Origin of the sequence: Streptomyces sp. NBC_00873 (assembly GCF_045207415.1) — a bacterium.
Classification (GTDB): Bacteria; Actinomycetota; Actinomycetes; order Streptomycetales; family Streptomycetaceae; genus Streptomyces.
In genome coordinates this window covers 5,503,097-5,529,991 of the sequence record NZ_CP108803.1, presented here as the reverse complement: position 1 = coordinate 5,529,991, position 26,895 = coordinate 5,503,097, and the positions used below count along the sequence as shown (strand labels likewise).

The following is a 26,895-nucleotide window of genomic DNA, read 5'->3' as shown; positions in this document are numbered from 1 at the left end:
GGGGGGTGAGTGACGACGTCGCGTATCTCCGTTTTCCGCACCTTCACAAGGACCTGCTCTGCTTCGCGGCCGAGGACGACCTCTGGGTCTCTCCCCTCGCCCCCGAGGGGCAGCAGCCCGGCCGGGCGTGGCGGGTGACCGTCGACCGGACGCGGGTCAGTCACCCGCGCTTCTCACCCGACGGGACCCGTATCGCGTACACGACCTGGCGCACCCTGGATCCCGAGATCCATCTCGCCCCGGTCGAGGGCGGACCGGCCCGCCGGCTCACCTATTGGGGGTCGACCGACGCCCGGGTCTGCGGCTGGACCCCCGATCCGGACGAGACGTCGCACATCCTCGCCGTGTCCTCGCACGCGCAGCCGTTCTCGTACTTCTCCTGGGCCTACAGCCTTCCCACGGACGGCTCCCCCGGCGGCAAGCTCCCGTGGGGCCCGGTCTCCGACATCGCGGTCGCGGACATCGACGGCGAACGGCGCACGCTGCTGCTCACCGGCACACCCCCGCACGAACCGGCCGCCTGGAAGCGGTACCGGGGCGGGGCGATGGGGCGGCTGTGGCTGCACGGCAAGCGACTGCTGCCCGATATCGGCGGCCATCTGGACTCGCCGATGTTCGTCGGCGGCCGGATCGCGTTCCTCTCCGACCACGAGGGCGTCGGCAACCTGTACTCCTGCCTGCACGACGGCTCCGACCTGCGCCGCCACACCGACCACGACGCCTTCTACGCCCGGCACGCGTCCAGCGACGGACGCCGGGTGGTCTACCAGTGCGCGGGCGAGATGTGGCTGGTCGACGACCTCGAATCACCGGACGCGGTCCCGCGGAAGCTGCAGGTGCGGCTCGGCGGGCCGCGGGCCGGGCGGCGTTCGTACCAGGTGCCCGCCGCCACCAATGTCGACTCGCTGTCCGTGGACGAGACGGGCCGGGCGAGCGCCGTCTCGGTCCGCGGCAGTCTGTACTGGCTGACCCACCGCGACGGGCCCGCCCGCACGATCGCCGACACCCCCGGGGTCCGGGTCCGGCTGCCCGAGATGCTCGGCAGCATGGGCCAGGTCGCCTACGTGACGGACGCGGACGGCGAGGACGCCATCGAGATCGCGTACCTGCCACGCGCCAGCGGTGACCGGGCACCGCGCCGGCTGGCCTCCGGGCAGGTCGGCCGGGTCCACGAACTGATCGCCGACCCGGAGGGCGAACGGCTCGCGATCGCCACGCACGACGGCCGGCTGCTGCTCCTCGACACGGCCGAGGAGTCCACCGGCGAACCGACCGAGCTCATCCGCTCCATCAACGGGCCGGTCCGCGATCTGGCGTTCTCACCGGACGGCGCCTGGCTGACCTGGTCGCATCCCGGGATCGGCCGCTCGCTGCGGCAGATCAAACTGGCCCGGATCATGGGACCGGGCGCCCCGGTGATCGTCGATGTCACCAACGGCCGCTTCGAGGACCAGAACCCGGTCTTCACCGGCGACGGCCGGTATCTCGCGTTCCTCTCCTGGCGCGGCTTCGACCCGGTGTACGACGTCCACACCGGCGACCTCTCCTTCCCGCTCGGCTGCCGCCCGTACCTGGTGCCGCTCTCCTCCGCCACGCCGTCCCCGTTCGCTCTCTCACCGGAGGGACGCCCGGCGGCGGGCGGCCTCGACCCGGGCGACACTCCGGAAGCGGCTCCAGCCGAAGGGGCCACGGTCACGGTCGAGTTCGAGGGGCTGGAGAACCGGGTGACGCCGTTCCCGGTCACCGCGTCGAAGTACTCGGCTCTGCACCCGGTCAGCGGCGGCGGGCTCGTCTGGCTGCGCTGGCCGATCTCGGGCGCGCTCGGCGAGACGTTCGCCAACCCGGCGGACATGTCGGGCCGTCCCACGCTCGAACACTTCAACATCACGAGGGCCAGGAAGACCGAACTCGTCGGCCATCTCGACTGGTTCGCCGTCAGCGGCGACGCGACCCGGCTGGTCGTCATGGACGACGGAGAACTGCGCGCCGTACCGGCCACCGAGGCCGGCGACAGCGACTCGACGGTCTACCTCGACCTCCGGCGGATCCTGCACGATGTCGACCCGGCGGCGGAATGGCGGCAGGCGTACGGGGAAGCGGGCCGCATCATCCGCTCCTACTTCTGGGAACCCGACATGTGCGGCATCGACTGGCCGGGCGTGCTCGACCAGTACCGTCCGCTGGTCGAACGGGTCGCGACCCCCGACGAGTTCGCGGACCTGCTGCGCGAGGTCCTCGGCGAACTGGGCACCTCGCACGCATACGTCGCACCCGCCCGCCGCAACGAGGGCCCACCGCACTACCAGCGGGCGATCGGACTGCTCGGTGCGAACCTGGTGTGCCGGGACGGCAAGTGGCTGGTCCGGCGAATCCTGCCGGGCGACTCCTCGGACTCCAAGGCGCGTTCACCGCTCGCCGGCACGGGCATCCGCGACGGCGCGATCCTCACCCACGTGGACGGCCGCCCGGTGGATCCGGTCGCAGGCCCCTACCCACTCCTCTCCCAGGCGGGCGGGACCACCGTCGAACTCACCTTCTGCCCGCCCGAGGGCGAAGGACCCTCCCGCCGCGTCGCCGTCGTCCCCCTGATCGACGAGCGCCCGCTCCGCTACCAGGACTGGGTCGCCAAACGCCGCGACGTCGTACGGGAGCTGAGTGCCGGCAAGTGCGGCTACCTACACATCCCCGACATGGGTGGCTCCGGCTGGGCCCAGTTCAACCGCGACGTGCGGATGGAGGTCTCCCGCCCCGCCCTGATCGTCGACGTACGCGGCAACGCGGGCGGCCACATCAGCGAGCTGGTCGTCGAGAAACTGACCCGTGCGATCCTCGGCTGGGACCTGACCCGCGACGCCCAGCCGGTCTCGTACGCCTCCAACGCCCCCCGCGGCCCGGTGGTGGCTCTCGCCGACGAGGCGACCTCCTCCGACGGCGACATGATCACCGCCGTGTTCCGCCTGCTGGAACTGGGCCCGGTGGTGGGCCAGCGGACATGGGGCGGGGTCGTCGGCATGACGGGCCGGCACCGGTTGGGCGACGGCACGGTGATCACGGTGCCGATGAACGCGGCGTGGTTCGACGCGTACGGATGGTCGATCGAGAACCGCGGTGTCGAACCGGACCTGGAGGCGCTGCGCACGCCGCTGGACTGGGCGGAGGGCCGGCACGCGGTGCTGGACGACGCGGTGCAGATCGCGCTCGACCTCCTGAAGTCCCACCCGGCGTCGACCCCACCGACCTACGAGGACGCCCCGAACCGCGCACGGCCACCGCTGCCGCCGCGATAGGCACCGGGCAGGCCCATCAAGCCCGTCCCGCGGCCCGTCACCTCAAGCCCGTCCGGCGGACACATCAAGCCCGTCCCCGCGGCCCGTCACCTCAGGCCCGTCCGGCGGACACATCAAGCCCGTCCGGCGGACAGATCAAGCCCGTCCGGCGATTGAGGACAAAAGAAGGGGGGCCGGGGGCGTGCCCCCCGGTTTCGGGAAGGGGCGGGGTGGGGGAACAAGCCCCGCGCACGCGAAAGGCGCGTCCGGTCTCCCGAACGCGCCCCTCGCACCGACGAGTCAGGACTCGTCGTCGTACCGGTCGCGCGCCCCCTGCGCCGCGTCCCGGGCCTTGTCCCGCGCCCGTTCCGACGCAGTGGACGTCCGCCCGCGCGGCTCGCCCTTCTTCTCGCCCGGGTTCTTCTTCGCCTGCTCGGCGAGCTCCTGCGCCTTGTCCTTGAACTGGTCTGCGATACCCATGCTGTTCACTCCTAGTGGGGTGCTCGGGATGCGTTGGGGGTGACCCGTTGGGGCCTCAACCAGACTTACACGGCAGGACATCCCACGCATTTCGATCACTTACGCTGCGTGCTCGCACCCCGCGCGACCTCGTCCGCCGCACCTCCGGCGCCCACAAGTCCCTTGCTCACGCCCTCGAGCCGCGACCCGAACCGCTTCATTTCGCGCTGCCCGACCGCCCCGATGACCGCCGGCAGATATCCCCGCACCGATTGCATGCCGCGCAGCCACCACTGCGCGTACACGTGCGACGAACGCCGCTCGATGCCGGCCACGATCCGGTCGACCGCCGGGCCCAGCGGATACGTGCGGTTCGCCGGCCACGGCAGCCGCTGCCGCAACTCCCGCATGACGTCGTCCTCGTCGGCGCCCCGCACCATGTCGGTGTCCGTCCAGGACAGGTAGCCGACACCGACCTTCACGCCCCGGTGTCCGACCTCCGCCCGCAGACTGTGTGCGAACGCCTCCACACCCGACTTCGACGCGCAGTACGCGGTCATCATCGGCGCCGGAGTGATCGCGGCGAGCGACGCGATCTGCAGGAAGTAGCCGCGGCTCTCCATCAGTACGGGCAGCAACGCCCGCCCTGTCACCGCGCCGCCGATCAGATTGACCTCGATGACCCGCCGCCACGCCTGCGGGTCGGAGTCGACGAACGGCCCGCCCAAGGCGACCCCGGCATTGGCGACGACCACGTCGACCTTGCCGAAGCGCTCCTTCACCTCCTGCGCGACCCGTGCCATCGCCACATGGTCGGTGACGTCCGCGTACCAGTGGTCGCTCTCCGCGTGCAGCCGCTCGGAGACCTTCTTCAACTCGTCCGGCTCCAGACCGACCAGCGCCAGCTTCGCGCCCCGCGCCGAGAGCTTGTGGGCCAGCAGCTCGCCCACGCCGCGCGCCGCGCCGGTGACGACCACGACCTGTCCTTCGAGACTGCGCCTGCCGCTCATACGACCTCCTCCTCAACAGTGCCACTGACCGTCCCGGTGGCAGCGGTGACATACCCAGCGACCAGTTCCCGGATGTTCGCGGTGACCGCCTCCGGCGCCTCCACCGGTGTCATGTGGCCCATCCCCGCCAACTCGGTGATCCCCAGGCATTCGGGGAGCGCCGCCGCGAGGGCGCGCGCGTGGACGGGCGGCGTCAGCCGGTCCTCCGTACCCGCGATCACAGCGGTGGGCACCCACAACTCCCTTACACCCGCGTCGAGATCGAGCTCCGCGAGCACATGTCCCCAGGAGACCCGGGCCGCCCGCGGGCAGGCGTGCACGATCCGGGCACAGGACTCGACCCGCTCCGGGGCCGAACCGGCGCCCATCGTGGCGTACTTGAGGATCCGCTTCGAGACGGGTGTGACCGGCCCGAGCGGGGCGCGCGCCCCGAGGATCGCGCGGGTCATCCGGGTGCGGACCGCACCGGCCCGCATCGGTACGACGAGCGACTCGGCGATCAGCCGCGAACTGCCGGTGCTGCACAGCAGTACGGCTGCCGCGTGCTCGCGCAGCCCGGCCCGCCGCGAGGCGGCCATCAGCGTCATGCCGCCCATGGAGTGCCCGGCGAGCACCGCCTGCTCGCCGGGGGCCAGCGCGGCGGCCAGCACCGCTTCGAGGTCGTCGGCGAGCGCGTCGGTGCTGTACCCCTCGGGGCGGACGGCGGGCGTACGGCCGTGGCCACGCTGGTCGTAGACGACGACCCGGTGGTCGACCGCCAGGTCCCGGATCTGCGCGGCCCAGAAATGGGTGTTGCAGGTCCAGCCGTGCGCGAGCACGACCGCGGGGGCGCCGTCCGGCCCGTGCAGCTCGACGTGGATGCGGGAGCCGTCTGCGGAGACGGCGGTCAGTTCGCGTGTGGGCACCGGCGGGGCGTCCTCGTGCCGCAGCGGCCGGCTCATCACGCGGCCTCCTCGGCGACGGCCTTCTCGGCGACGACGGTCTCGGCGGCATCGGTCTTCCGGGGCCGGATGACCTCGTACTCCCCGAGGTCCACCGTCCGTGTCGCCCGGCGGAACTCACCCGTCGTTCCCGGCCAGACCGTGGTGTTGCGCCCGCCTGCGTCCAGATACCAGCTGGTGCAGCCACCGGTGTTCCACACGGTCCGCTTCATCCGCTGCTGGACCCGCCGGTTCCACGCCCCGACCGCCGACGCCCGCGCACCGAGCGCGGTCCGCCCGCCCAGGACGTTCAGCCGGCGCAGATAGTCCGCCATGTAGTTCAGCTGGGACTCGATCATCAGGATCATGGAGGAGTTCCCGAGCCCCGTGTTGGGGCCGATGATCGTCATCCAGTTGGGAAAGCCCGCCGCGGTCGCGCCCCGCAGCGCCTGCATGCCGTCCTTCCAGGACTCGGCGAGCGTGATGCCTTCCGCGCCGACGACCCGGTCGGCGATCGGCATGTCCGTCACATGGAAGCCGGTGCCGAAGATGATCGCGTCGACCTCGGTCTCCGTGCTGTCGGCGGCGACGACGGTCGAGGCGCGTACCTCGGTCAGCCCGGAGGCGACCACATCCACATTGGGCTGGGCGAGCGCCGGGTAGTACGTACTGGAGAGCAGGATCCGCTTGCATCCGATGCGGTACGACGGCGTCAGCTTGGCCCGCAGCGCCGGATCCTTGATGGCCCGTGCGATGTTGGACTTGGCTATCCTCTCCACCGGGCCGAGCTCGTTGGGGTGCTTGGTGAACGCGCTGATCTGCAACTCCCGTATGCCCCACAGCAGTCCGCGGCGCGCGGTGCCGGTGAGCGGAAGCGCGCGGTGCAGCCACCGCTCGGCGCCGCTGATGTTCCGGTCCATGCGCGGCATGACCCACGGCGGGGTGCGCTGGAACAGGGTCAGCCTGCCGGCCTGCGGCTGGATCGCCGGCACGATCTGGATCGCGGAGGCGCCGGTGCCGACCATGGCGACGCGCTTGCCGGTCAGGTCGTAGTCGTGGTCCCAGCGGGCCGAGTGGAAGACCTTGCCGGGGAAGTCGGCGAGACCGGGTATGTCCGGCATCTTCGGGTCGGAGAGCGGGCCGGTCGCGGAGACGACGACATCGGCGACGATCGTGGTCCCGTTCGCGGACTCGATCACCCAGTTCAGCTCGTCGTTGTCCCACCGCATCATGGTCACTTCATGGCCCAGCCTGATGTGCGGGCGCAGCCCGAAGGTGTCGGCGATACGTTCCAGGTAGGCGCGGATGTGCTCCTGCCCGGAGAAGGTGCGCGGCCAGTCCGGGTTGGGGGCGAACGAGAACGAGTAGAGGTGGGACGGTACGTCGCAGGCGCAGCCGGGGTAGCTGTTGTCGCGCCAGGTGCCACCGACGGACTCGGCCCGTTCCAGGACGACGAAGTCGGTGATGCCTTCGCGGCGCAGCCGGACCGCGGCCCCCAGGCCCCCGAATCCGGATCCGATCACCGCCACTCGTACATGCTCGTGCTGGGCCATGCTGCCGCCTCCCGCGGTACGTCACACGACTCCGCCAGCAATCACTGGCATTGTTGGGAGGGTAGAGCAGCCCCGTACCGATGGGTAGGGGTCCGGCGAGGGAAAGTTACCGGCGGTACAACATAGGGTGCGGTGGTGGCTGAAGGACGCGAGCACCGCGAATACCGCATGGAGGAGCTGGCCAAGGAGGCCGGCATCCCCGTGCGGACCCTGCGCTTCTACCGGGAGCGCGGTCTGATCGCGCCACCGCGCCGGGAGGGGCGCATCGCCTGGTACGACGACCACCATCTGGCCCGGCTGCGGACCATCGCCGGGCTGCTGGAGCGCGGCCACACCCTCACCGGCATCGCCGATCTGGCCCGCACCTTCGAGAGCGGCCGCGATGTCGCCGAGGTGCTGGGGCTGGGCGAGCCGACCGAGGAGACCCCGGTCCGCCTCACGCCCGAACAGCTCGCGGACCACTTCGAGGGCGAGGTCACCCCGGAGAACCTCGCCACCGCCCTGGACCTGGGCCATCTCGCCATCGACGGCGACGAGATCGTGCACATCAGCCGCCGCCTCCTGGAGGCGTCGGCGGAGCTGGTACGCGCGGGCGTGCCGCTCTCCACGGTGCTCGCGGCGGGCCGCCGGGTCCGGGAACACGCGGACGCCCTCGCCGAACTCTTCGTGCAGGTGCTGCCGGCCCACACCACGGAGACCGAACCGCCCCAACTCCGCCCGCTCGCCCGCGCAGTGGTGGACGCCGAGCTCTCCATGGCCCTGGACCGACGGCTGCGCCGCGACGACGGCACGCAGCCACCGAAGGGACCGGAGACGTAACCGCTCCCGCGACAGGTCGCCGAACAGCGGTACACGCCCGGTGGCGGCGCAGGAGCCGACCGCCCCGACGAATCCGCGTTGACCGCCCCTCCCCCGTGCGTCAGGCTGCCCCCATGTCCGACAACGATCCGAGCAGTTCGCACAAAATTGCCGCCCTGTTCTCCCACGGGCGGCTGACCACGATCCCCCGCAAGCCGGCCCGCCGCGAGCAGTTGCTCGTCCACTTGGCGCAGACCCTGTTCGAGCCGGACCGCACGTACAGCGAGCGCGAGGTCAACGAGGCACTGCTCACCGTGCACGACGACTACCCGGCGCTGCGCCGATTCCTGGTCGTGGCAGGTCTGCTGACCCGCCCCAAGGACGGCAGCAGCTACCGGCGGGCCGGGTAGCCCCTACAGCTCGAAGACGGCCGTCACCGGCGCGTGATCGCTCCACCGCTCGCCGTGCGTGGCGGCCCGCTCCACCCACGCCTTTGCCGCACGCCCGGCGAGGCCGGGGGTGGCCACCTGGTAATCGATGCGCCAGCCCGTGTCGTTATCGAAGGCGCGCCCCCGGTAGGACCACCAGGAATACGGTCCCGCCCCGTCCGGGTGCAGCGCCCGCACCACGTCGACGTACGCGGCCTCGTCGAAGACCCGGGTCAGCCACGCCCGCTCCTCCGGCAGGAAGCCCGCGCGCTTCTGGTTGTCCTTCCAGTTCTTCAGGTCGGCCTCCCGGTGGGCGATGTTCCAGTCGCCGCACACCAGCACCTCGCGGCCGCCGGCCGCGGACCGCTCCCTGAGCCCCTTCAGATACGGCAGGAACGCGGCCATGAAGCGCTCCTTCTCGTCCTGCCGCTCCGTACCGACCTCACCGGACGGGAGATACAGGCTCGCCACCGTGACACCCGGCAGGTCGACCTCGACGTACCGGCCGCTGTCGTCGAACTCATCGCTCCCGGCGTCCCCGAACCCGCCGAACCCGATCTGCACCCTCTCCGGCGCCCGGCGGGTGTAGAGGGAGACCCCGGCCCGCCCCTTGGCGGCCGCCGGTGCGTGGACGGCGTGCCAGCCGTCGGGCTCGCGCACCTCGTCGGTGAGCTGGTGCGGCTCGGCACGCACCTCCTGCAGGCAGATCACATCGGCTTCGGTCCCCGCCAGCCACTCGACGAAGCCCTTCTTCGCGGCGGCGCGGAGCCCGTTCACATTCACGGTGGTCACTGTGAGCAAAACATGCCCCTCAAATTCACAAGCGTTCGGAACCTGCTCAGCACACTGTCTGTGGTCACGGTGAGCATCAGGGCACAATACCGACAACCAGCGATCGCATACCTGTACCATTTCGCGCATGAATATCCAGCCTCGGCCGTTCGACCACCCGGACGCTGTCAAACTCAACGACCAGGTGCAGCTCGAATACGCGGAGCGCTACGGGGACGAGGGCGATGTCACACCACTCGCCCCATCCATGTTCCGGCCTCCGCGCGGCCTCTACCTCCTCGCCTACGACGAGTCGGGCGCACCGGTCGCCACCGGCGGCTGGCGTGCGCAGGACCAGAACGAGGAGGGCTACCTGGACGGCGACGCCGAGCTCAAGCGGATGTTCGTGATCCGGGAGTGCCGCGGACTGGGTCTGGCCCGTCGCATCCTCGCCGCTCTCGAAGCGGACGCACGGGCGGCGGGCCGCACCCGGATGGTGCTGGAGACCGGCGACCAGCAGCCGGAGGCGATCGCGCTGTACACCTCCAGCGGCTACACCCCCTGCGAGAAGTTCGGCTACTACCGCACGTACGAGAGCAGCCGCTGCTTCGCCAAACCGCTCCGGGAGTCGTGATCCGGGCCCTGTCCTGATCCAGTGCCCCCTCGGCGGGGCACAGGCTGTGCGCTCTTGCCTGTCGGCGCGTCCCCCATCACACGATTGCCGCGACTGCCCTGCTCCATGCCCCCGACCGCAGCAGCTCGGGCCGAGCAGGACCAGACCGTGGTGTCGGCCGCCACCCGGATGCTGAGCGCGTTGGCGCGCCGGGAGCCCGGCAGCATGGAGCTGCTCCTGGACATACTGCCGGACGCGTTTCCCTGGGTCCGCTTCCTTCCCGAGACAGACGTCCACGCCTTCGCCGTCGAACTTGTCGACACCATGCGGGCCGCCGACTCCGTCGGCAATAATGCGTCCGTCGCCCAGATGCTGATCGCATGGCAGCACACCGCCGAGGTGTACTCCGACCCCGAACTGCTGGCCGCGCTGACCAGGGACCACGACGAGGACTACGGCCCTGCGCCGGACCCGCGGGACGTTGCGTGAGCGCGGGTCGCGGCGACCGCGCCGCACCGCCGGCACTGGAAGGCCACGGGGAGGTCCGCTTCGCGGACGCGGCCGCGGCCAAGGGCTGGGAAAGCCTCGCCCAGCAGGCACGCGAGAACACCTACCGCGCCTGGGTCATCATGCGCACGGACCCCGGACCGGCCACCGAGACACCCCGCCGCCTACAAGCCCATCCGCTCGCACAACAAGGGAATCCACGGGCGCCTCAAGAGCGACGCCCAGCGGCCACCAAGCGGCGCTCTTCCCATCACCCCGAACAGGCATCGAACGACCCCTGAAACGACGAAGATCCCGTCCGATCTCGCGATCGGACGGGATCTTCGTCACCGCTCTTGAAGCTCTCGCGACGAGATGTACACCTGGCGACTTGTCTCCGGGACGAGTAGCGGCCCGAGGGCTCCTACGGGTCCGGGGCCGCTACTCGTATCGCTCAGTCCAGACCGTAGGCGCGGACCATCGTCTGGGTGACGGTGGCGCCGTCAGCGGTCGTGAGCTCGACCTTCAGATGGACATAGCCGCTGCTTGCTGGCACCCCAGGCACGGTGGCCATCTTCTGCGTGCCGGTGCCGGTGACCGGCAGCTCGGTCCAGTCGCTGGCGGGAATTCCCGCGACCGAGCTCTGCGATCCGGCTGCGAACATGACCTTCGTCTGGGTGATCGGGACGGGCTTTCCGCTGGATGCGTCGGTGACGGCCGAGAGCCGCATCGGTACGGCGGTGCCGCCGGAGACGGTGTTGGTCAGCTGGAGCGGCAGATCGAGAACGGGCACCGGGGCGTCCTGCGCCCCCTGTCGCGCAGCGCTGGTGCGGAACGTCCATGCCGTCTCCTGGGCGATCCCGATCGACCAACGGATGGCGCCTTGGCCGACCGGCCGCTGCCAGGTCGCCCGGGCCGTGATGGTGGCCTCGTCGTCGGGCAGGAAGATCACCCCATTCTCGTACTTGGCCGGCTGCCCGTCGACGTTGACGTTCAGGAGACGGCTGTCCGGGGAGGCGCCGAGGGCGTCGTGCCCGCCGGCGTCGGCGAACCACGGGACGCTCACAAGCAGTCGGTTGGTGTCGCGTCGGAACAGTGGGGTGCCGCCGGTCGACAGAGACATCCCGGTGGGCACCTTGTACCAGCTCGTCGTCTCCTGGCCGGCGGTCCGGGTCCGCGGGCCGTCGAAAGCCCCACCGGCGTTGAAGGCTGCGGGCGCCACGATGCTGGTCCAGGCGACGTCGGGATCCGCAGTGAAGTAGTCGGTTCGCTCGGTGGGTGCGAGGACCCCGACGCTGCTGCCGGCTGCGTACAGCGAGCTTGACATTCCGTGGATTTTGAACCGCATGTCGGTCCAGAGGGTGCGGCTGTCGCCCTGGGTGTAGTAGCCGGCCCGCTGGGCGGACAGGTCACGGTCGTTCACCCGCTGGACTCCCGCAGCCACCGTGCCGCTCGTGAGCCACGCGAGGTTGTAGACGTATGGGCTCGTCTCCGGCTGCTCTCCGGACCAGCGCAGTACCACCGGGCCGGCGGCCACCGCGGCTGCCAACCGTGCGCCCTCGTCGGAGCGGACGCTGATGACGGGGATCGGTGCCCCGGTGCCTCCCGTCGGAGTCACCTTGCCGACGATGCTCGGGTAGTGGACGATCACCGCGACCGCGCCCACCCGGGCGGCGTCCTGGGCAATCCTGTTGACCGGCCAGGACCCCTGAGCCGCGACGAGTGCGACCTTCCCGGTCAGGTCCTGGTCGAGGACCGTGGCCCAGTCGACCGCGACGAGTGGCGCCTCGCCCTGACCGTGCAGCGGCGGAGTCTGCGCCACTGACCAGTAGTCGAACGGTCCGGCCTGGGTGGAGATCGTCGCCCGGGGTGCGTACGCGCGGGTCGTCAGACCGGACGTGAACCGGTCGTCATGCGGCCCCTCCGAGTCGGTGTAGACGGCGTCAACGTACGACGGAGCGGTGGCGAAGCTCGACTGCATGATGCCGTTGCCGGTCAGGTCGTAGGTGTAGCCGACTGTGTACCCGAACGACTGGCTGGGCCGGTCCGTCCGCCAGCTCGGCTGGCGCGCGTCGCGCGCGTCGAGGGTGATCGTCGTGTCGCCGTCGATCTCGAGGTTGTGCCGGGCGAGGAACGCCAGCGACGTGACACCGCTGGCATTGGTGGGCTCGTCACGTGTCATGACATCCGATGCGATCGTGTAGGTGCCGAGCGGCAACCGCGTGGTGACGGTGCCCTTGGCGCCGAACCCGAGGTGCCTCGCCTGGCCGCGGACCGGGTCGATGAGGTCCCATGTGGACGGTGAGGCCGCTGGGTTGCCGAACCTGTCGATGCCAACGACGGTCACGTCTGCGGACGGCTCCTCGAGGTGAAGAGTGAACGGCACCTCGACCTGGACACCCTCTGCAGTGCCGACCAATCGGCCGGTGACCGTGCCGTAGGCGACATCCTTGACCGGCAGCCGGGGGTCGATCCGCAGCTTGACGGGAGCGTCCTGGCCGCCGCCCACCGTCAGCTGGCTCTCGACCGGCAGGACCATCGCGTTGGGCACGGGCGTCGCGCCGTCCCCACCGACGAGCTCCTCAACCCGAAGCTTCAGCCTGACGGGCGTGCTGCCGAGGTTGGTGAAGGTGGCCGATGCCTCCGTGACGGGGAGCGACTTCTGCGGGTAGGAGAACTCGCCAAGTTGCAGGTTGGGCTGCGCGACCACCTGCTGGGTGACGGCGCGACCCACGTCCATCGGGCCGGCTCCCTGCTCCAGCACGTCCGCGCCGGTGTCGTCGGCCGAAGAGGTGAGCACCTCCTTGACCTCCGCCGGGGTGAGGTCGGGCCGGGCGTCGAGCACGAGCGCCGCGCCCCCCGCGACGTGCGGGGTCGCCATCGAGGTGCCTGAGTAGGAGACGTATGCCAGGTCGCCCCGGCCGCCGGCGCGGGCGGCGACCACGTCGACGCCCTGCGACGCGATGTCCGGCTTGGCGGCGGTGCCGCCGAAAACCGGGCCGCGCGAGGTGAAGTACGCCGTGTCGTTGTGCCGGTCCACGGCGCCGACGGCGAGCGCGGCGGGTGCACACCCTGGCGTCGACACCGAGCCGGGCAGGCCGGAGTTGCCGGCCGCGATCACGAAGAGTGCCTGGTCGCTGAGCGCTTGGACGGCATCGACGCTGGGGCCCTCGCACTTGGCGCCGACGGCGCCGAGTGACATTGACACCACCTTCGCGCCGTTGTCGACGGCCCACTGCATCCCCTGGATGATCCCGGAGGTGTACCCCGCGCCGGTGTTGTCGAGCACCTTGCCGATGAGCAGGTCAGCGCCTGGCGCCATCCCTGCGTACTTGCCCTGCGATGCGGCACCCGTCCCGGCGAGTGTTGAGGCCGTGTGAGTCCCGTGGCCGTGGCGGTCCAGGACGCCCTGCCCACCGATGAAACTGCGCTCGGCGACCACGCGGCCGGCGAGGTCCGGGTGACCGGTGTCGTAGCCCGTGTCGAGGACAGCAACTCTCACGCCGGAGCCGTCGTAGCCGAGCTGGTGGGCGACGTCGGCGCCGGTGAGCGGCACCGTCGGGCTGAAGGTGTCGCCGCCCTTGTCGGAGGAGTGCACGACGTCGTCCAGCCAGATCCGGGCAGCCGGGAGGCGCTGGATCGACGGCGTCGAGGTGGTGCCGTTCGGCGCAGCCAGCGGCGTGCCCGCCGGGGCGAGGGAGCGCCAGACACCGGCGGCGTGGCCCTTGCGGACCCGAACGGCCGCGCCCTGGATGACGGAAAGCTGCGAGGTGACGTCGGCTCCGGCCGGTGCGTCCTTCGCAAGCTCCTCGGCCTGCTGCAGGGTCGGGTAGGTGACGATCACGGGCAGGGTTTCGCTGCTGTCGTCGTCGTACCCGTCGGCAAGCAGCTTGGTGATGTTGAACAGGTCGCGGTCCACCGTGCCGGCGTCGATCTGGGCCTCGATCCCGGCCGGGAAGACGTAGGTGCCTCCGGCGTCGGTGAACGTCGTGAACAGGGCGTCCTGTCCTGAGGCGTCCCGCAGGCGTGCGTCGGCCAGGCGGCCGTTGGCAGTGACGTGCGCCGTGACCGCGTCGCCAGTGACGAGCGTGATGGTCCGCACCTGACCTTCGGGTGTCGTTGCGACGGCGGGGGGCGTGGGCTGGTCGGCGGCTCGAGCGGCCTCGGTCCCGAGCGTCGGAAGGGCGGCGAACAAGACCAGAGCGGCAAGGGTGCTGACCGGGCGGAGGGCGCCGCGGTGATCGGACATGCGTAACTCCTGGGTGAGCAGGGTGGGTCGTGCCGTACTCTCGCCTAGTTGACGTCGCCTGCGATCGACTCGTGCGTGGCGACATGGCGACTTGGCGGGAACTCGACACCCGGCGCACGCTGGGACGACCGGCAGGAGGGACGCGGGTGTTCGACGACTTGTTGCCACAGGACGAGGCGGTGTACCGCGCCGTGCTTGCGTTCCCCGGCGCCGGCGCCGGGCGGCTCGCCGACGAGCTCGGCAGGCCTGTCGCCGTGGTCACCGCGTCGGTTAACCGTCTGGCGGATACCGGCCTGGTCCACTCCGGACCCGACCGGGCGGTGATCGCCTCTCCGCCCGAGCTGGCCCTCGGCCCGCGGCTGGCCCGGTCCCGCGAGCGGCTGCGCCGCTCCGAGGAAATGCTCGCTCAGTTCGCCGAGACCTACCACCGCGAGATGGCGCCCGCCCGAGGCCACGATCTCGTCGAGCTCATCGAGGGCCCCGAGTCGGTTGCCCACCGGCTGCTGCAGCTGGAGTACGGCGCCCAGCGCACCATCCGCGCCTTTCAGTCGGGCGCCAACCAAGCGATCCCAGCCGCCGACACATTCGAGGAGGCAAAGGGCGACGACGTCCCGGACAAGTGCGGCCACGACGAGGACGACGGGCTGGAACGAGTACGCCGCCACGCCGTCACCGGCGTCGTCTATCGCCTCGTGGTCGACACGGCGTTCCTACAGGAGCCGGTGGGGACCCGCGCCCTACAGACCAGGCTCGATGAGGGAGCGGAGGTGCGGGTCGCCGACGAGCCGCTGCGCAAGATCGCTATCGCCGACGACGCCACGGCGATGGTGCAGATCAGCGACCACGCGTCGGTGATGCTGCGCCAGCCGCTCGCTGGGCTGGCGGGTGAACTCTTCGAGGCCACCTGGGCCTCGGCACGCCCGTTCGTCGTCAAGGAGACCGGGCTCGACCCACTGGACAGGCAGATCCTGCAGCTCATGCTCGCCGGCCTCACCGATGAGGCGCTCGCCCACCAGCTCGGCACTTCGGCCCGTACGGTCCAGCGCCGCCTCCGCGCCCTCATGAAGACGACCGGCGCCACCACGCGAATGCAGCTCGGTTGGCACACCTTCCGCCGTGGTTGGGTCTGACCGCAGCTCCCTTGTAAGACCCGGTCTCAGCCGGACAGCACCGGACAACACCAGAAGGGCATCGGACCGACGTTTCCGCGGGTACCGGAACACCATGCGTTAGTGAGACCGTCGGCTCATGCCGTAGATCGTCCGTGCCGTCGCACCCGGCTTTCTCGAACCACCACCGGAACCGCCCCTGGACGTACCGTCAAAGGAGTGCCCCTTCCTTCCGCCAGGCTGCTCGGGCTCTCGCTCGGTGCCCTCTTCATGCTGTTCGGGGTCATCGAGGTGATCACGCATCGCAATGACACCGCCGGGGCGCTCGCGTTCTGGGGCCTCTCGCTGCTGGGCGGAGGCTCGTTGGTCCTGGCCGGCACCTTGTTGGGGACTGTCCTAAAGATGGGTCTTCCAAGATTTTCGTAGCCGGTGATCACCTTGGTCCGGCCTTCAGCTGAGCGGGATCCGCTGGCGGAGGAGAGCGTGCCCGGCGCGGCCGTAGGTCTGCGCCGGCGGCCACTACCTCCTGGTCGTCAAGGGCAACCAGAAGAAACTCCGCAAGCAGCTCAAAGAGCTTCCCTGGCAAGGGATCCCGCTGCAGAGCCGCACCACGGCCACCGGCCACGGCCGCCGCGAGGTCCGCCGCCTCAAGGTCTGCACCGTCCAGCCCGGCCTGCTCTTCCCCCACGCCGTCCAGGCCATCGAGGTCAAGCGCCGCCGCACCAACCGCAGGACCGGCAAAGTCCAGACGAAGACCGTCCACGCCATCACCAGCCTGACCCCGGACCAAGCCGACCCCACCCACCCCGTTGTGTCGGCAGAGACCGTGTCCCCCGCAGGTCGTGTCGCTTTACACCAGACTTGAGCCTCTGCTGCGTGTCGCGTTACGGCGAGCCATCATGTCCCTTTCCCAGGCGTCGCCTGTGGTGGATGTCACGTCTCGTTGGGGGGAGCTTGTGCGAAACCTTGCGCAAGATTCGAATGCATGGTCCCCGCCCTGGACCGGTCGCGCGGGGGGCGGGACGCATCTATGGCTATGAACCTCGTATCCGTCACGTCCCAGGCTTCCAGGTGGCGGTGACCGTCAGATGTGCCTGCCCACTGCCGTTTACGATGCCCAGCCCGACCCCGACTCGCGGATCACGAAGAACAGCGACGGCGCTTACATCCAGGCCTACAACGCCCAAGCCGTCGTCGACGAGCAGCACCAGATCATCACCGCCGCCGAAGTCACGACCAACGCCTCCGACGCGCTGAACTACACCACCATGCTGGAGCAGTCCGCGGCGAACACCGGCACCCACCCCAAGCAGGCCCTGGCCGACGCCGGATACTGCTCCGAGACCAACCTTGAAGCCGCCCTGGACCGCCAACTCGCCTGCGGAAACGATACATTCATGGCCACCGGCCGCCTCGCCCACGACGAGCAGGTCCCACCCGCACCTCGCGGACGCATCCCCAAGGACGCGACCTAGAAGGAGCGCATGGCCCGCAAGCTGTGGACCAAGCCCGGGCGAGCCGCCTACAGCCGCCGCAAGGCCATCGTCGAACCCGTCTTCGGACAGATCACGACCTGCCAGAACGGCCGCCAGCTCCTCCTGCGCGGCGAAGACGGCGCCCGCGGCGAGTGGCGTCTGCTGGCCGCCTGCCACAACCTCCGCAAGATCTTCCGGCACGCAGGGACGGCAGGGATCGCCGCCCTGGCCGGCTGACCGGCCGGGCCTCTCCGGCCACGTGACGAGCCCTGCCGGCCGGACACCCGGCCGACACGGCCCCGCCAGAGCCCCACAGGCCCGGACAGGGCCGCCGCAACCGATCCGCCGGTCACAGCAACGGAGCCGCTTGCTCGTTACTGACCCCCGCTCCTAGTCGCGGGTGCCGTCGACGATCACGTCGGAGGCGCCGCCGGAGCCGCACGGGGTGGCGTACACGGGGTTCTTGGCGGCGGCCTCCTTGAAGGCCTCAATGCACTGGCTCAGCAGCACCTTGTCGGTGAGCGAGCGGTTGACGATGGCGTTGGCGGCCGCGTCGCCCTCGGCTTCGACGCGCTTACGCTCCGCCTCGGCCTTGGCCGTACGGGTGGCCTCCTCGGCGCGCTCGGTGCTCTGCTCCTGCTGGATCTTGAGGTCGATCTGCTTCTGCAGCTCCTCGGACGGCTGCACATTGCGCAGGTTGACCGCGTCGACGACGATGCCCCGCGGGGCCAGCCGGGCCGTGAGCAGCTCCTCGATCTCCCGGCCGATCTGTTCGCGCTGGGAGACGTAACCCTCCTCGCTGGTGTGTCGGGCGAAGACGTTGCGGACGATCTCACGGCTGTCCGGGTACACGAGTCTTTGCTGGACGGCTTCCTCGCTGCCCGCCAGGCGGTACAGCTCGACCGCGTCCTTGGCGGACACCGACCACTTGACCGTCAGCTCGGCGTCCATCACGCCACCCTGCGAGGACCGCACCTCGACCTGGTCGTCCTTGGACAGCGTGAGGTCCACGGGGCGGGTGGAGAAGGTGCTCACCGTGGTGAACGGCGACGTCAGGTGGATACCCGAGGCGAGCGGGGAGCCGATCTTGCCGAAGGTGACCGGCACACCCACCTCGTGCGCTCCCACCACGGTGATGACGCTGCCCGTGCCGACGGCTATGCCCGCCAGCCCGATCAGGGCGGCCAAGGAGGTGGCGCCGGTGAAGGCCACGACCGTCTTCCGGGCCAGGACGAACAGGACTACGGCGGCTGCGAGAAGCAGCAGAGCAAGGATGAGCAAGGTGTCCCCCGGTATCGGTGTCGATGGGTTGAGGATGACGCGATCGACACCCCATCAGTTCCCGCTTTCCGCACCCCGGCCGAAATGCGGCGAGCACATGGCAAACAGGCGAAGCAAGCACGGAGTTGTCCGCCGAGTGACTGGCCGCGCGGCGAGTCGAGCCGTGGCCGTCAGCGGGCTTCGAGAAGTGTCCGGCGGATGTGGCCGGCGTGGGCGTGGACGTCGGGTCCGGTCGTCGATTCGGTGAGGGGCTCCTGGGATTGGGTTCCCATGGTGGTTGCGGGGCCTTGGGTGGTTCGGCGGCAGGGGCCGCAGAGGCCGTCGGGGAGGACTTCGGGCCGGCCGGGGGCCCCGCATGCGGTGCATTCGACGGTGACGCGGCGAACGGGCCCGGCGGGCGCGAACGGGGTGTGGGTGGTGGGCAGGTGGGGCGGGATCTTTTTGACGAGGCGACATCTGACGAAGCCGACGGGTGAGTCGACCGCTTCGGGGAGGCCCGCAGCCAGGGCCCGGATGAGGTAGTTCGCGTCCACGCCGCGTGCGAACCAGTCGTTGGCGAGCTCTTCCAGGGCTTCGCAGTCGGCGACGGAAAGGGCCAGGCGAGGTTCGACGCGGCCGAGTTGGGCCAGGGCCACGTACGCGGGCGAGGGGCACCGCGGGCCCGGCCGGCGGGGCGCAGCGGGTCCGCTTGCAGGCTCCGGTGTGGGCTGGGGCGATGCGTCCGGTGCGGGGGCGGGCGAGACCTCGGCAGCGACCGGCGCGGCGGGCACGGCGGGCACGGGTGCGGAGGACTCCGTGGGGGTCCAGGGCTGCGGCGTTGCAGTCTCGGGAGCCCTCGTTTCCGAAGCGTCCGGGTTGTCGAGGGTGGCGAGGAAGGTGGCCCACCATTCGTTGTCGTGTGCGGTGCGGGACCAGCCGGTGTGGAAGACCCAGCGGACCTGGTCGCCTTCACCGGCGAGGCTGCGTACGCGGCGGAGATGGCCTGCGACGGACAGGGCGGTCAGGGCCGAGGCGACGGCTTGCTGGCCGTAGAGCGGGAGTTGCTTGGCCAGCGTCTTGATGTCCATCGCCGCACCCTCGGGCAGATTGTCCACAAACCAGGCGACGTACCGCTCCCGTTCGGGAAGTAGCGAGAACTCGTGGCCGGTCGGGGCGGGTTGGTCCGGGGCGGTTCGCTTGCCGTAGCCGGGCTTGGCCTTCGGGTACGGGCGCGAGGATGCGGGCGCGGGCAGGGCAGCGCTAAGGTTCTGAGCAGCCACGAGATCGGTCCTTCGATCTTGGGGTGAGACCCCGGCACGGTGCGACCAACACCGCGTCGGGGTCGTTTTGTTGTCGCACCGTAAGCAGTCGCGACACTTCGCTGCAAGCCGACCACGATTAGTCATACTTGCTGGTCGTGACGGGGTAGGGCGAGGGGAGAGGTTTTCCCCAACCCCCTTTTCCCTATCGGGTTAAAAAAGGCGCTCGGCTCTCGGAGCTCGCATCCCGACGCCCGAATCCCGAAGCTCAAGCGTCGGGCGAAGCCCCCTGTTCGTACCACCGAAAGAGTGAACGGCCGGTCCCGAAGCTCGACTTCCGGAACTCGGCGCCCGGGTCCCGGGATTCGAGCGCCGAGGACCGAGCTCCGGGGTGGCGCGGGCCGAACGATCCCGGACGCACCTCGTGCGCTTCACGCCGAAGCCGGGACGCACTTCATGCGCTTCACGCCGAAGCCCGGTCCCCCCGATCCAGGTCCAGGGGGAACAGTTCCAGACGTGGGGAGACGGCGACACCGCGCGCCAGGGCGGCGGCCAGCCCTACCAGCCGCGTGTCGGCCAGAGGTGTTATTCCCTCGGGCGCGCTCACCGCACGCAGTTCGCGCAGCACGGTCGCCCGGCCGGGCAGCGGATCTCGAGCCGCCACTGCGGTCGCGACCTCACCGAGGCGGGCTGCGTATTCCGCCACCTCGACCGGCGTCGGGTCATCCGCGCCCAGCTGGTCCTCCAGCGCCAGGACAACGCGCCCAGCCCCCCTCAGTACGGCCAGCCGGGCCGGAGCCTCGGTAGCAGCGTCGGCGTCGTCGGCTCGCTTGCGGGCATCCGTCTCGGCGGCCGCGCGCACCACGGCGAGTGCCATGCCCAGGATGTCGGCGGGACCGGCGTCACCCGCGCCGTGCCGGGCACGCAGCTCGGTGGCGAGTTCCTCGGCGCGGACCGCCGCGCTTCCCAACGGCCCGGCAGGCTGACTTTCACACAGGCAGGAGCTCAAACGACGAGATCCCGGACGGACGGTGACCGTCTGACCGGGATCTCGTGAACCATTCCGGGATGAACCCCTGAACGGCCTTGCGGTGGACCTGTGGGGATTTGAACCCCAGACCCCCTCGATGCGAACGAGGTGCGCTACCAGACTGCGCCACAGGCCCTTGCAACGAGTGAAACTCTAGCACCCTCACAGGGGTGCTTGGAAATCCGTTCCCTTGCTGGTCAGCCGGGTCGGCGTCGGAGCGGGTCTCACTCGTTGGCGGCGCGGGGCCGGTCGCCGTCCTCGTACTGGTCGAAGAGCGGGGTCCGGCCGCGGTCGCGGGAGCGGCGGGACGAGCCGGTGCGCTGGCGTGGCGCCGGTTCGACCGGGGGTGCCGCGGGGGGCGCGGTGCCCGTCTGGGTCGGCTCGGCCGTGCTGGAGCGGGCCGCGCTCCAGGTCTCCGGGTTGCCGACCTCGACACCGCCCGTGGCGCGCGGGGCGACCGGTGCGGTGACGTACGTCGGCAGCGGGACCGGGACCGGCTCCCAGCTGTCGCCCTGGACCCGGCCGCGTTCACGCTGCTGGTCGACCCATTCCGCGTGGTCCGTCTGCTCGACCAGGGCGCGGCGGCCCGCCTCCTGCGGAGAGACCGCGGGGGCGGGCTCGGGCTCCGGGTGGCGCGCTTCGGGCTCCTCGTCGGACTCGGCGGGCGCCGTCGTCGCGGGCTGGTGCCTGCGGGGACGGTTCTCGCGCAGGCGCTGCGCCGCGACCTCCGCTCTGCGCCGGTCCATGGTGAAGACGAACCGACGTCGTTCCTGGGCGCGCAGATGCACGATGTACATGCTCAGCAGCACGGCCGGCACCGCGGGCGCCCACAGGAAGTGGAGGCCGCCGACGGCCGCGACGACCGCGCCGAGGGTGAAGGCGAGGAAGAGGACCGAGGTGGTGCGCCGTCGGCGCGCGAGGACCTGGGAGCGCTGGGCGCGCCGGGCGCGCTCGGCGTCGGTCCCGCCAGGTCGTGCGCGCCGTGCGGGCACGGGCGCGTGTACGGGTCTGTCCTGGGCCTGCGGCTCCGGTGCGCGCGCCGGGTCGTGCACCCGGGCTTCGGTGTGCGCCGGAGGCGCGGCAAAGGCCCGGACGTCCACGGAATCCATTCGGTCCGTGTCCACGTCCGGGTCGGCGTCGGGGTCCGCCTCCTCGGCGGTGCGTTCCCGCAGCTCCTTGGCGTACCGGCGCTCCATGGCCGCCCGTCCGGACAGCAGCCGGATGGCGGTGCTGAAGCGTTCCGTCGGACGGGCTTCATTGAGCTCGTCCTGCCTGCGGAGCCACATCGGCACCAAGTAGGCGGCCCAGGCCCCGACGATGACTGCGTAGATGAGGCCGCTGCTGCTCACGTCTCACACCGTAGAGGGGTTTGCACGCAGGCATCCGCCAATTGGCCCGGTGTGTCGCACGATCCGGCTGATATCGCGGACTTTTTTGTGATTGTTCAGATCAGCAGTCGGCGTTTGCGTGTTCGTTAGCGGCCACACGTCGATCAATTTCGAACACTTATTTTATTTCGCATGGCGTTCCGGTCGTGCCTGGTGCCAGCGCCGGAGCAGTCCGTCGGGCACCTCCTCCGCCGTGAGCGCGAAGATCAGATGGTCCCGCCAGGCACCGTCGATGTGGAGATAACGCGGACGCAGCCCTTCCTCGCGGAATCCGAGTTTCTCCACGACCCTCCGGCTGGGCCCGTTCTCCGGCCGAATGCACACCTCGATGCGGTGCAGTCCGACCGTCCGGAAACAGTGGTCGACAGCGAGCGCGACCGCGGTCGGCATCACACCGCGGCCCGCCATGTCCTGGTCCACCCAGTAGCCGACGTGTCCCGAGCACATCGACCCCCAGGTGATCCCGGCGACCGTCAACTGCCCGACCAGGCGCCCCTCGTACTCGATGGCGAAAGGCAGCATCCGGCCCGCGTTGGCCTCGGAACGCAGATGGCGGATCATCTGACGGTACGTGGGACGCCGGGCGACCGGGCCGCCCGGGGCGGGCGGTGGAACGGTGGCCTCCCAGGGGCGCAGCCAGTCGCGGTTGCGCCGGTTGACCTCGCGCCACACGCGCTGGTCCCGCAGCTTTATCGGCCGGAGGGTGATCGCGCCGTCCGTCAGGATCACCGGCCAGGTCGGGACGTTCAGCTCGGGCTCCCGGGTCGGGGGTGGTCGCCGCCGCGGAGCTGGTCGACGGCGTGCACCAGAAGACGTTCGAGGACGGCAAGCCCGTCCCGTACCCCGCCGGTGGAGCCGGGCAGGTTCACGATGAGGGTGCCGCCCGCTACACCCGCGAGACCACGGGAGAGCGCGGCCGTGGGGACCTTCTCACGGCCCTCGGCGCGGATCGCCTCCGGGATGCCGGGGATCTCGTGGTCAAGGACGCGGCGGGTGGCGTCCGGGGTGCGGTCGGTCGGTGAGATGCCCGTACCGCCGGTGGTGACGATGGCGTCGTACCCGGCGGCCACCCCGGCACGCAGGGCCTGTTCGACGGGGTCGCCGTCGGGGACGACCTGCGGCCCGTCGACGGCGAAGCCGAGCGCGATGAGCGCCTCGACGATCAGCGGACCGCCGCGGTCGGCGTAGACACCGGCCGAGGCGCGGTTCGACGCCGTGACGACAAGAGCGGTGTACGGGGCGGGCGGCGCCGCGCCGGTGGGCGCCGTCATGCGTCCGGTCCCTCCGGCGCCGGGCGCCGGTAGTCGCCGGACTTGCCGCCGGACTTCGCCTCGACCCGGACATCCGTGATGACCGCGCTCTTGTCGACCGCCTTGATCATGTCGATCACGGTGAGCGCGGCGACCGAGACGGCGGTCAGCGCCTCCATCTCCACGCCCGTGCGGTCCGTCGTCTTCACCGTGGCGGTGATCTCCACCGCGTCGTCGGCGACGCTCAGATCGACCTTCACACCGGAGACGGCGAGCGGGTGGCAGAGCGGAATCAGCTCCGGGGTGCGCTTGGCACCCATGATCCCGGCGATGCGGGCGGTGGCGAGGGCGTCGCCCTTCGGGACTCCCTCGCCACGGAGCAGTTCGACGACGCGCGGCGAGACGAGGACCCGGCCGCTGGCGCGGGCGACGCGCGCGGTGACGTCCTTCTCGGACACGTCGACCATCCGGGCCGCGCCCGCCTCGTCGAGATGCGTCAGCCTGTTCTGCGTACTCACTGAACTCCGCCTAGCGGTAGGGCGCCGGTTGCCCGCTCGGCCTGCACCGGGGTGCGGCCGGGGGCCCGGGGGGTGTCCCCGGTAAGGCACAGCGGCAGACACCGTACCGCCACCGGTCGGCGTTCAGCGGAGCAGGATCACCTCGGTGACCGTGCCGGGCTCTGCGGAGGTGACGTCCTCGGGCAGCACGATCAGCGCGTCCGCCTGGGCGAGGGCCGCGATCAGATGCGATCCGGAGCCGCCGACGGGGGTGACGGTGCCCGCCTCCGCGTCGTACGTGCCGCGCAGGAACTGGCGCCTGCCGGGCGGCGAGGAGAGCGCTTTGCCGGTGTTCAGCGTGGCCTGGACGGTCGGGCGGGTCACCTCTTCCAGGCCCATCAGCTTGCGGATCGCGGGCCGCACGAACAGCTCGAACGAGACGTACGAGGAGACGGGATTGCCCGGCAGTGCCAGCAGCGGTGTGTGCTCCGGGCCGATCGAACCGAAGCCCTGCGGCTTGCCGGGCTGCATGGCGAGCTTGCGGAAGTCGATGCCGCTGCCCGGCTCGTCCTCGTCGCCGACGGAGGACAGGGCCTCCTTGACCACGTCGTACGCACCGACGCTGACCCCGCCCGTGGTGACGACGATGTCCGCGCGGATCAACTGGTCCTCGATGGTGGCGCGGAGCGACTCGGCGTCGTCCGCGACGGCTCCGACCCGGTAGGCGATCGCTCCGGCGTCGCGCGCGGCGGCGGTCAGCGCGAAGCTGTTCGAGTCGTAGATCCGGCCGCCGGTCAGCTCCTCGCCGGGCTGCACCAGTTCGCTGCCGGTGGAGATGACGACGACGCGCGGCCGCGGACGCACCTTCACGGTGGAGCGGCCGATGGCGGCGAGCAGCCCGATCTGCGGCGGCCCGATCACCGAACCGGCCCGCAGCGCCAGATCGCCGGGCTGCACATCGCTGCCCCGGGCCCGGACATGGGCGCGGGCCGCGACCGGGCGGTGGACACGGACCTCGCCGCCCGCGACCTGCGGGGCGTCGCTGTGGGCGCGCATGGTGTCCGCCGGGCCGCCGCCCGTACCGCCGTCGGTCCATTCGACCGGGACGACGGCCTCGGCACCGGCCGGCAACGGTGCGCCGGTCATGATGCGTGCGGCCTCGCCCGGTCCCACGGTCTGGTCGCCGGAGAGCCCGTCGCTGCCCGCCGCGATGTCACCGATGACCGTGAGCACCGCGGGAAACTCCTCGCTGGCTCCCTCGACATCGGCGATCCGGACCGCGTACCCGTCCATCGAGCTGTTGTCGAAGGGCGGCAGGGCGATCTCCACCATGACGTCCTCGACGAGGACACAGCCCTGGGCCTCGGGCAGTTGCAGCTCGATGGGTTCGAGCGGCCGCACGGCGCCGAGAATGTCTTCCAGGTGCTCGTCCACCGACCAGATCGTGCTGCTCAAAGTGCTACATCTCCTCGGTGACGTAACTGCGGAGCCAGGTCCGGAACTCCGGGCCCAAGTCTTCACGTTCGCACGCGAGTCTGACAATGGCACGCAGATAGTCGCTCCGGTCGCCGGTGTCATAGCGGCGTCCCTTGAAGACGACACCGTGCACCGGGCCGCCGATCTTCTCGTCCGCGGCGAGCAGCTGCAGCGCGTCGGTGAGCTGGATCTCGCCCCCGCGGCCCGGCTCGGTCCTGCGCAGTATGTCGAAGACGGCGGGGTCGAGGACGTAGCGCCCGATGATGGCGAGATTACTGGGCGCATCGGCCGCGTCGGGCTTCTCCACCAGGCCGGTGACCCTGACGACATCGCCCTCGACGGTGGTGTCGACGGCCGCGCAGCCGTACAGATGGATCTGCTCCGGCTCGACCTCCATCAGCGCGATGACACTGCCGCCCTCGCGCTCCTGGATCTCGACCATGCGGGCGAGCAGCGGGTCCCGCGGATCGATCAGGTCGTCGCCGAGGAGAACGGCGAACGGCTGGTCGCCGACGTGCGGCGCGGCGCACAGCACGGCGTGGCCGAGGCCGCGCGGGTCGCCCTGGCGGACGTAGTGCATGGTGGCGAGGTCGCTCGACTCCTGGACCTTCTGGAGCCGGTCGGCGTCTCCCTTGCGGGTGAGCGCCGACTCCAGCTCGTAGTTGCGGTCGAAGTGATCCTCGAGCGGACGCTTGTTGCGGCCGGTGATCATGAGTACGTCGGAGAGACCGGCGGCCACCGCCTCCTCGACGACGTACTGGATCGCAGGCTTGTCGACCACAGGCAGCATCTCCTTGGGAGTGGCTTTGGTGGCCGGCAGGAAGCGGGTACCGAGTCCCGCGGCCGGAATGACAGCCTTGCTGATCCTGGGGTGCGACTGAGTCATGCGCGCAACCATATCCGGTGAGCATGGGCGGAAGATGAGCCTCCGGTTAACTTTGTACTTCTATATGCACATACGAGAGATGCGCAGGTGCACGTTGAACACCGACATGTCCGGAAAGGCCTCGCTCAGGCGTCAACTACTCGCCTCGCGATCCCTCCTGACCAGCGAAGACGTCGAAAATGCCGCGATGGTTCTGTCCCGGGGCGCAGTCGGTCTCACCGAGCTGGCCGGGGCCAGTACCGTCGCCGCCTATGTCTCGGTCGGGAGTGAACCGGGAACCCGCGCGCTGCTGGACGCGCTGCGCGCGCGGGGCGTACAGGTACTGCTGCCGGTGCTCCTCCCGGACAACGATCTGGACTGGGCGCCGTACGAAGGTGCCGGCCGTCTCCGCCCGGCGGGCCGCGGGCTGCTGGAGCCGGACGGTTCACGGCTCGGGCCCGACGCCGTCCTCGAGGCGGACGCGGTCCTGCTGCCGGGTCTCGCGGTGGACGGACGCGGGATGCGGCTCGGCCGGGGCGGCGGTTCGTACGACCGGGTGCTGGCCCGGCTCGCGGCCGCGGGGGCGCACCCCGCGCTGATCGTCCTGCTCTACGACAACGAGGTGGTCGCGACGGTTCCGGTGGAACCGCACGACCACCCCGTGGACGCCGTGGTGACGCCGACCGGAACGCGGCGCTTCACCGGCTGAGAGAGGCTGTCGGGCTACCCGCGG

General features: G+C 70.6%; 24 protein-coding genes, 1 tRNA gene and 1 pseudogene. 10 read left to right on the top strand and 16 right to left on the bottom strand.

The features are described from left to right. Positions 1-5: 5 nt before the first annotated feature. Entirely contained in the window at positions 6-3,287 is a 3,282-nt protein-coding gene (locus tag OH809_RS25670; protein WP_406515675.1) for a S41 family peptidase, read from the top strand. A 279-nt stretch (positions 3,288-3,566) separates the two neighbouring features. On the opposite strand, the gene OH809_RS25665 is transcribed toward OH809_RS25670, so the two are convergent. From OH809_RS25665 to OH809_RS25650, 4 genes are all read right to left on the bottom strand, one after another. Next, a complete protein-coding gene (locus OH809_RS25665; RefSeq protein WP_406420303.1) occupies positions 3,567-3,746 on the bottom strand; it encodes a hypothetical protein in 180 nt (59 codons plus the stop codon). 95 nt (positions 3,747-3,841) lie between these two features. After that, positions 3,842-4,735 (bottom strand): SDR family oxidoreductase, encoded by an 894-nt coding sequence (locus tag OH809_RS25660; protein ID WP_406515674.1) that lies wholly within the window; start codon positions 4,733-4,735, stop codon positions 3,842-3,844. Then, the gene (locus OH809_RS25655) at positions 4,732-5,676 is read right to left on the bottom strand and encodes an alpha/beta fold hydrolase (RefSeq protein WP_406515673.1); all 945 of its coding nucleotides are present in this window, start codon (positions 5,674-5,676) and stop codon (positions 4,732-4,734) included. Before OH809_RS25655 ends, OH809_RS25660 begins: the two co-directional genes overlap by 4 nt. Next, positions 5,676-7,208, bottom strand: a complete 1,533-nt coding sequence (locus OH809_RS25650) for a flavin-containing monooxygenase (RefSeq protein WP_406420306.1) — start codon at positions 7,206-7,208, stop codon at positions 5,676-5,678. Before OH809_RS25650 ends, OH809_RS25655 begins: the two co-directional genes overlap by 1 nt. Before the next feature lie 168 nt (positions 7,209-7,376). Between OH809_RS25650 and OH809_RS25645 the strand changes: the two genes are divergently transcribed. Further along, the gene (locus OH809_RS25645) at positions 7,377-8,027 is read left to right on the top strand and encodes a MerR family transcriptional regulator (protein WP_406516279.1); all 651 of its coding nucleotides are present in this window, start codon (positions 7,377-7,379) and stop codon (positions 8,025-8,027) included. Positions 8,028-8,140: 113 nt separating this feature from the next. After that, positions 8,141-8,416, top strand: coding sequence for a DUF2087 domain-containing protein (locus OH809_RS25640; RefSeq protein ID WP_406420307.1), 276 nt, complete (start codon positions 8,141-8,143; stop codon positions 8,414-8,416). Positions 8,417-8,419: 3 nt separating this feature from the next. Here OH809_RS25640 and OH809_RS25635 read toward each other — a convergent pair whose 3' ends face one another. Continuing rightward, a complete protein-coding gene (locus OH809_RS25635; RefSeq protein WP_406420308.1) occupies positions 8,420-9,235 on the bottom strand; it encodes an exodeoxyribonuclease III in 816 nt (271 codons plus the stop codon). 118 nt (positions 9,236-9,353) lie between these two features. Here OH809_RS25635 and OH809_RS25630 point away from each other — a divergent pair, with 118 nt between their 5' ends. The 3 genes from OH809_RS25630 (at position 9,354) to OH809_RS25620 (ending at position 10,606) form a co-directional block, all read left to right on the top strand. Further along, on the top strand, positions 9,354-9,839 hold the full coding sequence (locus OH809_RS25630) for a GNAT family N-acetyltransferase (protein ID WP_406420309.1): 486 nt from the start codon (positions 9,354-9,356) through the stop codon (positions 9,837-9,839). A gap of 105 nt (positions 9,840-9,944) precedes the next feature. Further along, on the top strand, positions 9,945-10,307 hold the full coding sequence (locus OH809_RS25625) for a hypothetical protein (RefSeq protein WP_406420310.1): 363 nt from the start codon (positions 9,945-9,947) through the stop codon (positions 10,305-10,307). Beyond that, positions 10,304-10,606: a hypothetical protein gene (locus OH809_RS25620; RefSeq protein WP_406420311.1), complete on the top strand. Its 303-nt coding sequence runs from the start codon at positions 10,304-10,306 to the stop codon at positions 10,604-10,606. The genes OH809_RS25625 and OH809_RS25620 overlap by 4 nt, the downstream gene beginning before the upstream one ends. A 152-nt stretch (positions 10,607-10,758) precedes the next feature. On the opposite strand, the gene OH809_RS25615 is transcribed toward OH809_RS25620, so the two are convergent. Next, positions 10,759-14,553: a S8 family serine peptidase gene (locus OH809_RS25615; RefSeq protein WP_406420312.1), complete on the bottom strand. Its 3,795-nt coding sequence runs from the start codon at positions 14,551-14,553 to the stop codon at positions 10,759-10,761. A gap of 146 nt (positions 14,554-14,699) precedes the next feature. On the opposite strand from OH809_RS25615, the gene OH809_RS25610 reads away from it, so the two are divergent. The 3 genes and pseudogenes from OH809_RS25610 to OH809_RS25600 form a co-directional block, all read left to right on the top strand. Beyond that, a complete protein-coding gene (locus OH809_RS25610; protein WP_406515672.1) occupies positions 14,700-15,683 on the top strand; it encodes a LuxR family transcriptional regulator in 984 nt (327 codons plus the stop codon). A gap of 198 nt (positions 15,684-15,881) precedes the next feature. After that, positions 15,882-16,088 carry a hypothetical protein gene (locus OH809_RS25605; RefSeq protein ID WP_406420314.1) on the top strand — a complete coding sequence of 69 codons (207 nt, stop codon included), beginning with the start codon at positions 15,882-15,884 and terminating at the stop codon, positions 16,086-16,088. A 626-nt stretch (positions 16,089-16,714) separates the two neighbouring features. Next, positions 16,715-17,374 (top strand): annotated as a pseudogene (locus tag OH809_RS25600) (transposase); the annotation flags it as partial. Positions 17,375-17,527: 153 nt separating this feature from the next. On the opposite strand, the gene OH809_RS25595 reads toward OH809_RS25600, so the two are convergent. The 10 genes from OH809_RS25595 to galU all read right to left on the bottom strand — a co-directional run bounded on the left by OH809_RS25595 (position 17,528) and on the right by galU (position 26,183). After that, on the bottom strand, positions 17,528-18,418 hold the full coding sequence (locus OH809_RS25595) for a prohibitin family protein (protein WP_406420315.1): 891 nt from the start codon (positions 18,416-18,418) through the stop codon (positions 17,528-17,530). A gap of 170 nt (positions 18,419-18,588) precedes the next feature. Then, positions 18,589-19,677 carry a MarR family transcriptional regulator gene (locus OH809_RS25590; RefSeq protein ID WP_406515671.1) on the bottom strand — a complete coding sequence of 363 codons (1,089 nt, stop codon included), beginning with the start codon at positions 19,675-19,677 and terminating at the stop codon, positions 18,589-18,591. Positions 19,678-20,119: 442 nt separating this feature from the next. Beyond that, the gene (locus OH809_RS25585) at positions 20,120-20,626 is read right to left on the bottom strand and encodes a hypothetical protein (RefSeq protein WP_406420317.1); all 507 of its coding nucleotides are present in this window, start codon (positions 20,624-20,626) and stop codon (positions 20,120-20,122) included. A gap of 122 nt (positions 20,627-20,748) precedes the next feature. Continuing rightward, positions 20,749-20,822: transfer RNA gene (locus OH809_RS25580), tRNA-Ala, on the bottom strand. Between the two features lie 88 nt (positions 20,823-20,910). Next, a complete protein-coding gene (glpR, locus tag OH809_RS25575) occupies positions 20,911-22,035 on the bottom strand; it encodes a gephyrin-like molybdotransferase receptor GlpR (RefSeq protein WP_406420318.1) in 1,125 nt (374 codons plus the stop codon). Positions 22,036-22,197: 162 nt separating this feature from the next. Further along, positions 22,198-22,803: a GNAT family N-acetyltransferase gene (locus OH809_RS25570; protein WP_406420319.1), complete on the bottom strand. Its 606-nt coding sequence runs from the start codon at positions 22,801-22,803 to the stop codon at positions 22,198-22,200. A 17-nt stretch (positions 22,804-22,820) separates the two neighbouring features. Beyond that, positions 22,821-23,345: a molybdenum cofactor biosynthesis protein B gene (locus OH809_RS25565; protein WP_406420320.1), complete on the bottom strand. Its 525-nt coding sequence runs from the start codon at positions 23,343-23,345 to the stop codon at positions 22,821-22,823. Then, entirely contained in the window at positions 23,342-23,842 is a 501-nt protein-coding gene (moaC, locus tag OH809_RS25560; protein ID WP_406420321.1) for a cyclic pyranopterin monophosphate synthase MoaC, read from the bottom strand. Before moaC ends, OH809_RS25565 begins: the two co-directional genes overlap by 4 nt. 123 nt (positions 23,843-23,965) lie before the next feature. After that, positions 23,966-25,276 (bottom strand): gephyrin-like molybdotransferase Glp, encoded by a 1,311-nt coding sequence (gene glp / locus OH809_RS25555; RefSeq protein WP_406420322.1) that lies wholly within the window; start codon positions 25,274-25,276, stop codon positions 23,966-23,968. A gap of 4 nt (positions 25,277-25,280) precedes the next feature. Further along, positions 25,281-26,183 carry a UTP--glucose-1-phosphate uridylyltransferase GalU gene (galU, locus tag OH809_RS25550; RefSeq protein ID WP_406420323.1) on the bottom strand — a complete coding sequence of 301 codons (903 nt, stop codon included), beginning with the start codon at positions 26,181-26,183 and terminating at the stop codon, positions 25,281-25,283. A gap of 106 nt (positions 26,184-26,289) precedes the next feature. On the opposite strand from galU, the gene OH809_RS25545 reads away from it, so the two are divergent. Next, positions 26,290-26,871 (top strand): 5-formyltetrahydrofolate cyclo-ligase, encoded by a 582-nt coding sequence (locus OH809_RS25545; protein ID WP_406424991.1) that lies wholly within the window; start codon positions 26,290-26,292, stop codon positions 26,869-26,871. Positions 26,872-26,895: the final 24 nt, after the last annotated feature.

Excerpts from the sequence above, each read along its gene's own strand:
- OH809_RS25665 (WP_406420303.1), bottom strand. The coding sequence starts at position 3,746 with ATGGGTATCGCAGACCAGTTCAAGGACAAGGCGCAGGAGCTCGCCGAG.
- OH809_RS25660 (WP_406515674.1), bottom strand. The coding sequence starts at position 4,735 with ATGAGCGGCAGGCGCAGTCTCGAAGGACAGGTCGTGGTCGTCACCGGC.
- OH809_RS25655 (WP_406515673.1), bottom strand. The coding sequence starts at position 5,676 with ATGAGCCGGCCGCTGCGGCACGAGGACGCCCCGCCGGTGCCCACACGC.
- OH809_RS25650 (WP_406420306.1), bottom strand. The coding sequence starts at position 7,208 with ATGGCCCAGCACGAGCATGTACGAGTGGCGGTGATCGGATCCGGATTC.
- OH809_RS25645 (WP_406516279.1), top strand. The coding sequence starts at position 7,377 with ATGGAGGAGCTGGCCAAGGAGGCCGGCATCCCCGTGCGGACCCTGCGC.
- OH809_RS25640 (WP_406420307.1), top strand. The coding sequence starts at position 8,141 with ATGTCCGACAACGATCCGAGCAGTTCGCACAAAATTGCCGCCCTGTTC.
- OH809_RS25630 (WP_406420309.1), top strand. The coding sequence starts at position 9,354 with ATGAATATCCAGCCTCGGCCGTTCGACCACCCGGACGCTGTCAAACTC.
- OH809_RS25625 (WP_406420310.1), top strand. The coding sequence starts at position 9,945 with ATGCCCCCGACCGCAGCAGCTCGGGCCGAGCAGGACCAGACCGTGGTG.
- OH809_RS25615 (WP_406420312.1), bottom strand. The coding sequence starts at position 14,553 with ATGTCCGATCACCGCGGCGCCCTCCGCCCGGTCAGCACCCTTGCCGCT.
- OH809_RS25565 (WP_406420320.1), bottom strand. The coding sequence starts at position 23,345 with ATGACGGCGCCCACCGGCGCGGCGCCGCCCGCCCCGTACACCGCTCTT.
- galU (WP_406420323.1), bottom strand. The coding sequence starts at position 26,183 with ATGACTCAGTCGCACCCCAGGATCAGCAAGGCTGTCATTCCGGCCGCG.
- OH809_RS25545 (WP_406424991.1), top strand. The coding sequence starts at position 26,290 with ATGTCCGGAAAGGCCTCGCTCAGGCGTCAACTACTCGCCTCGCGATCC.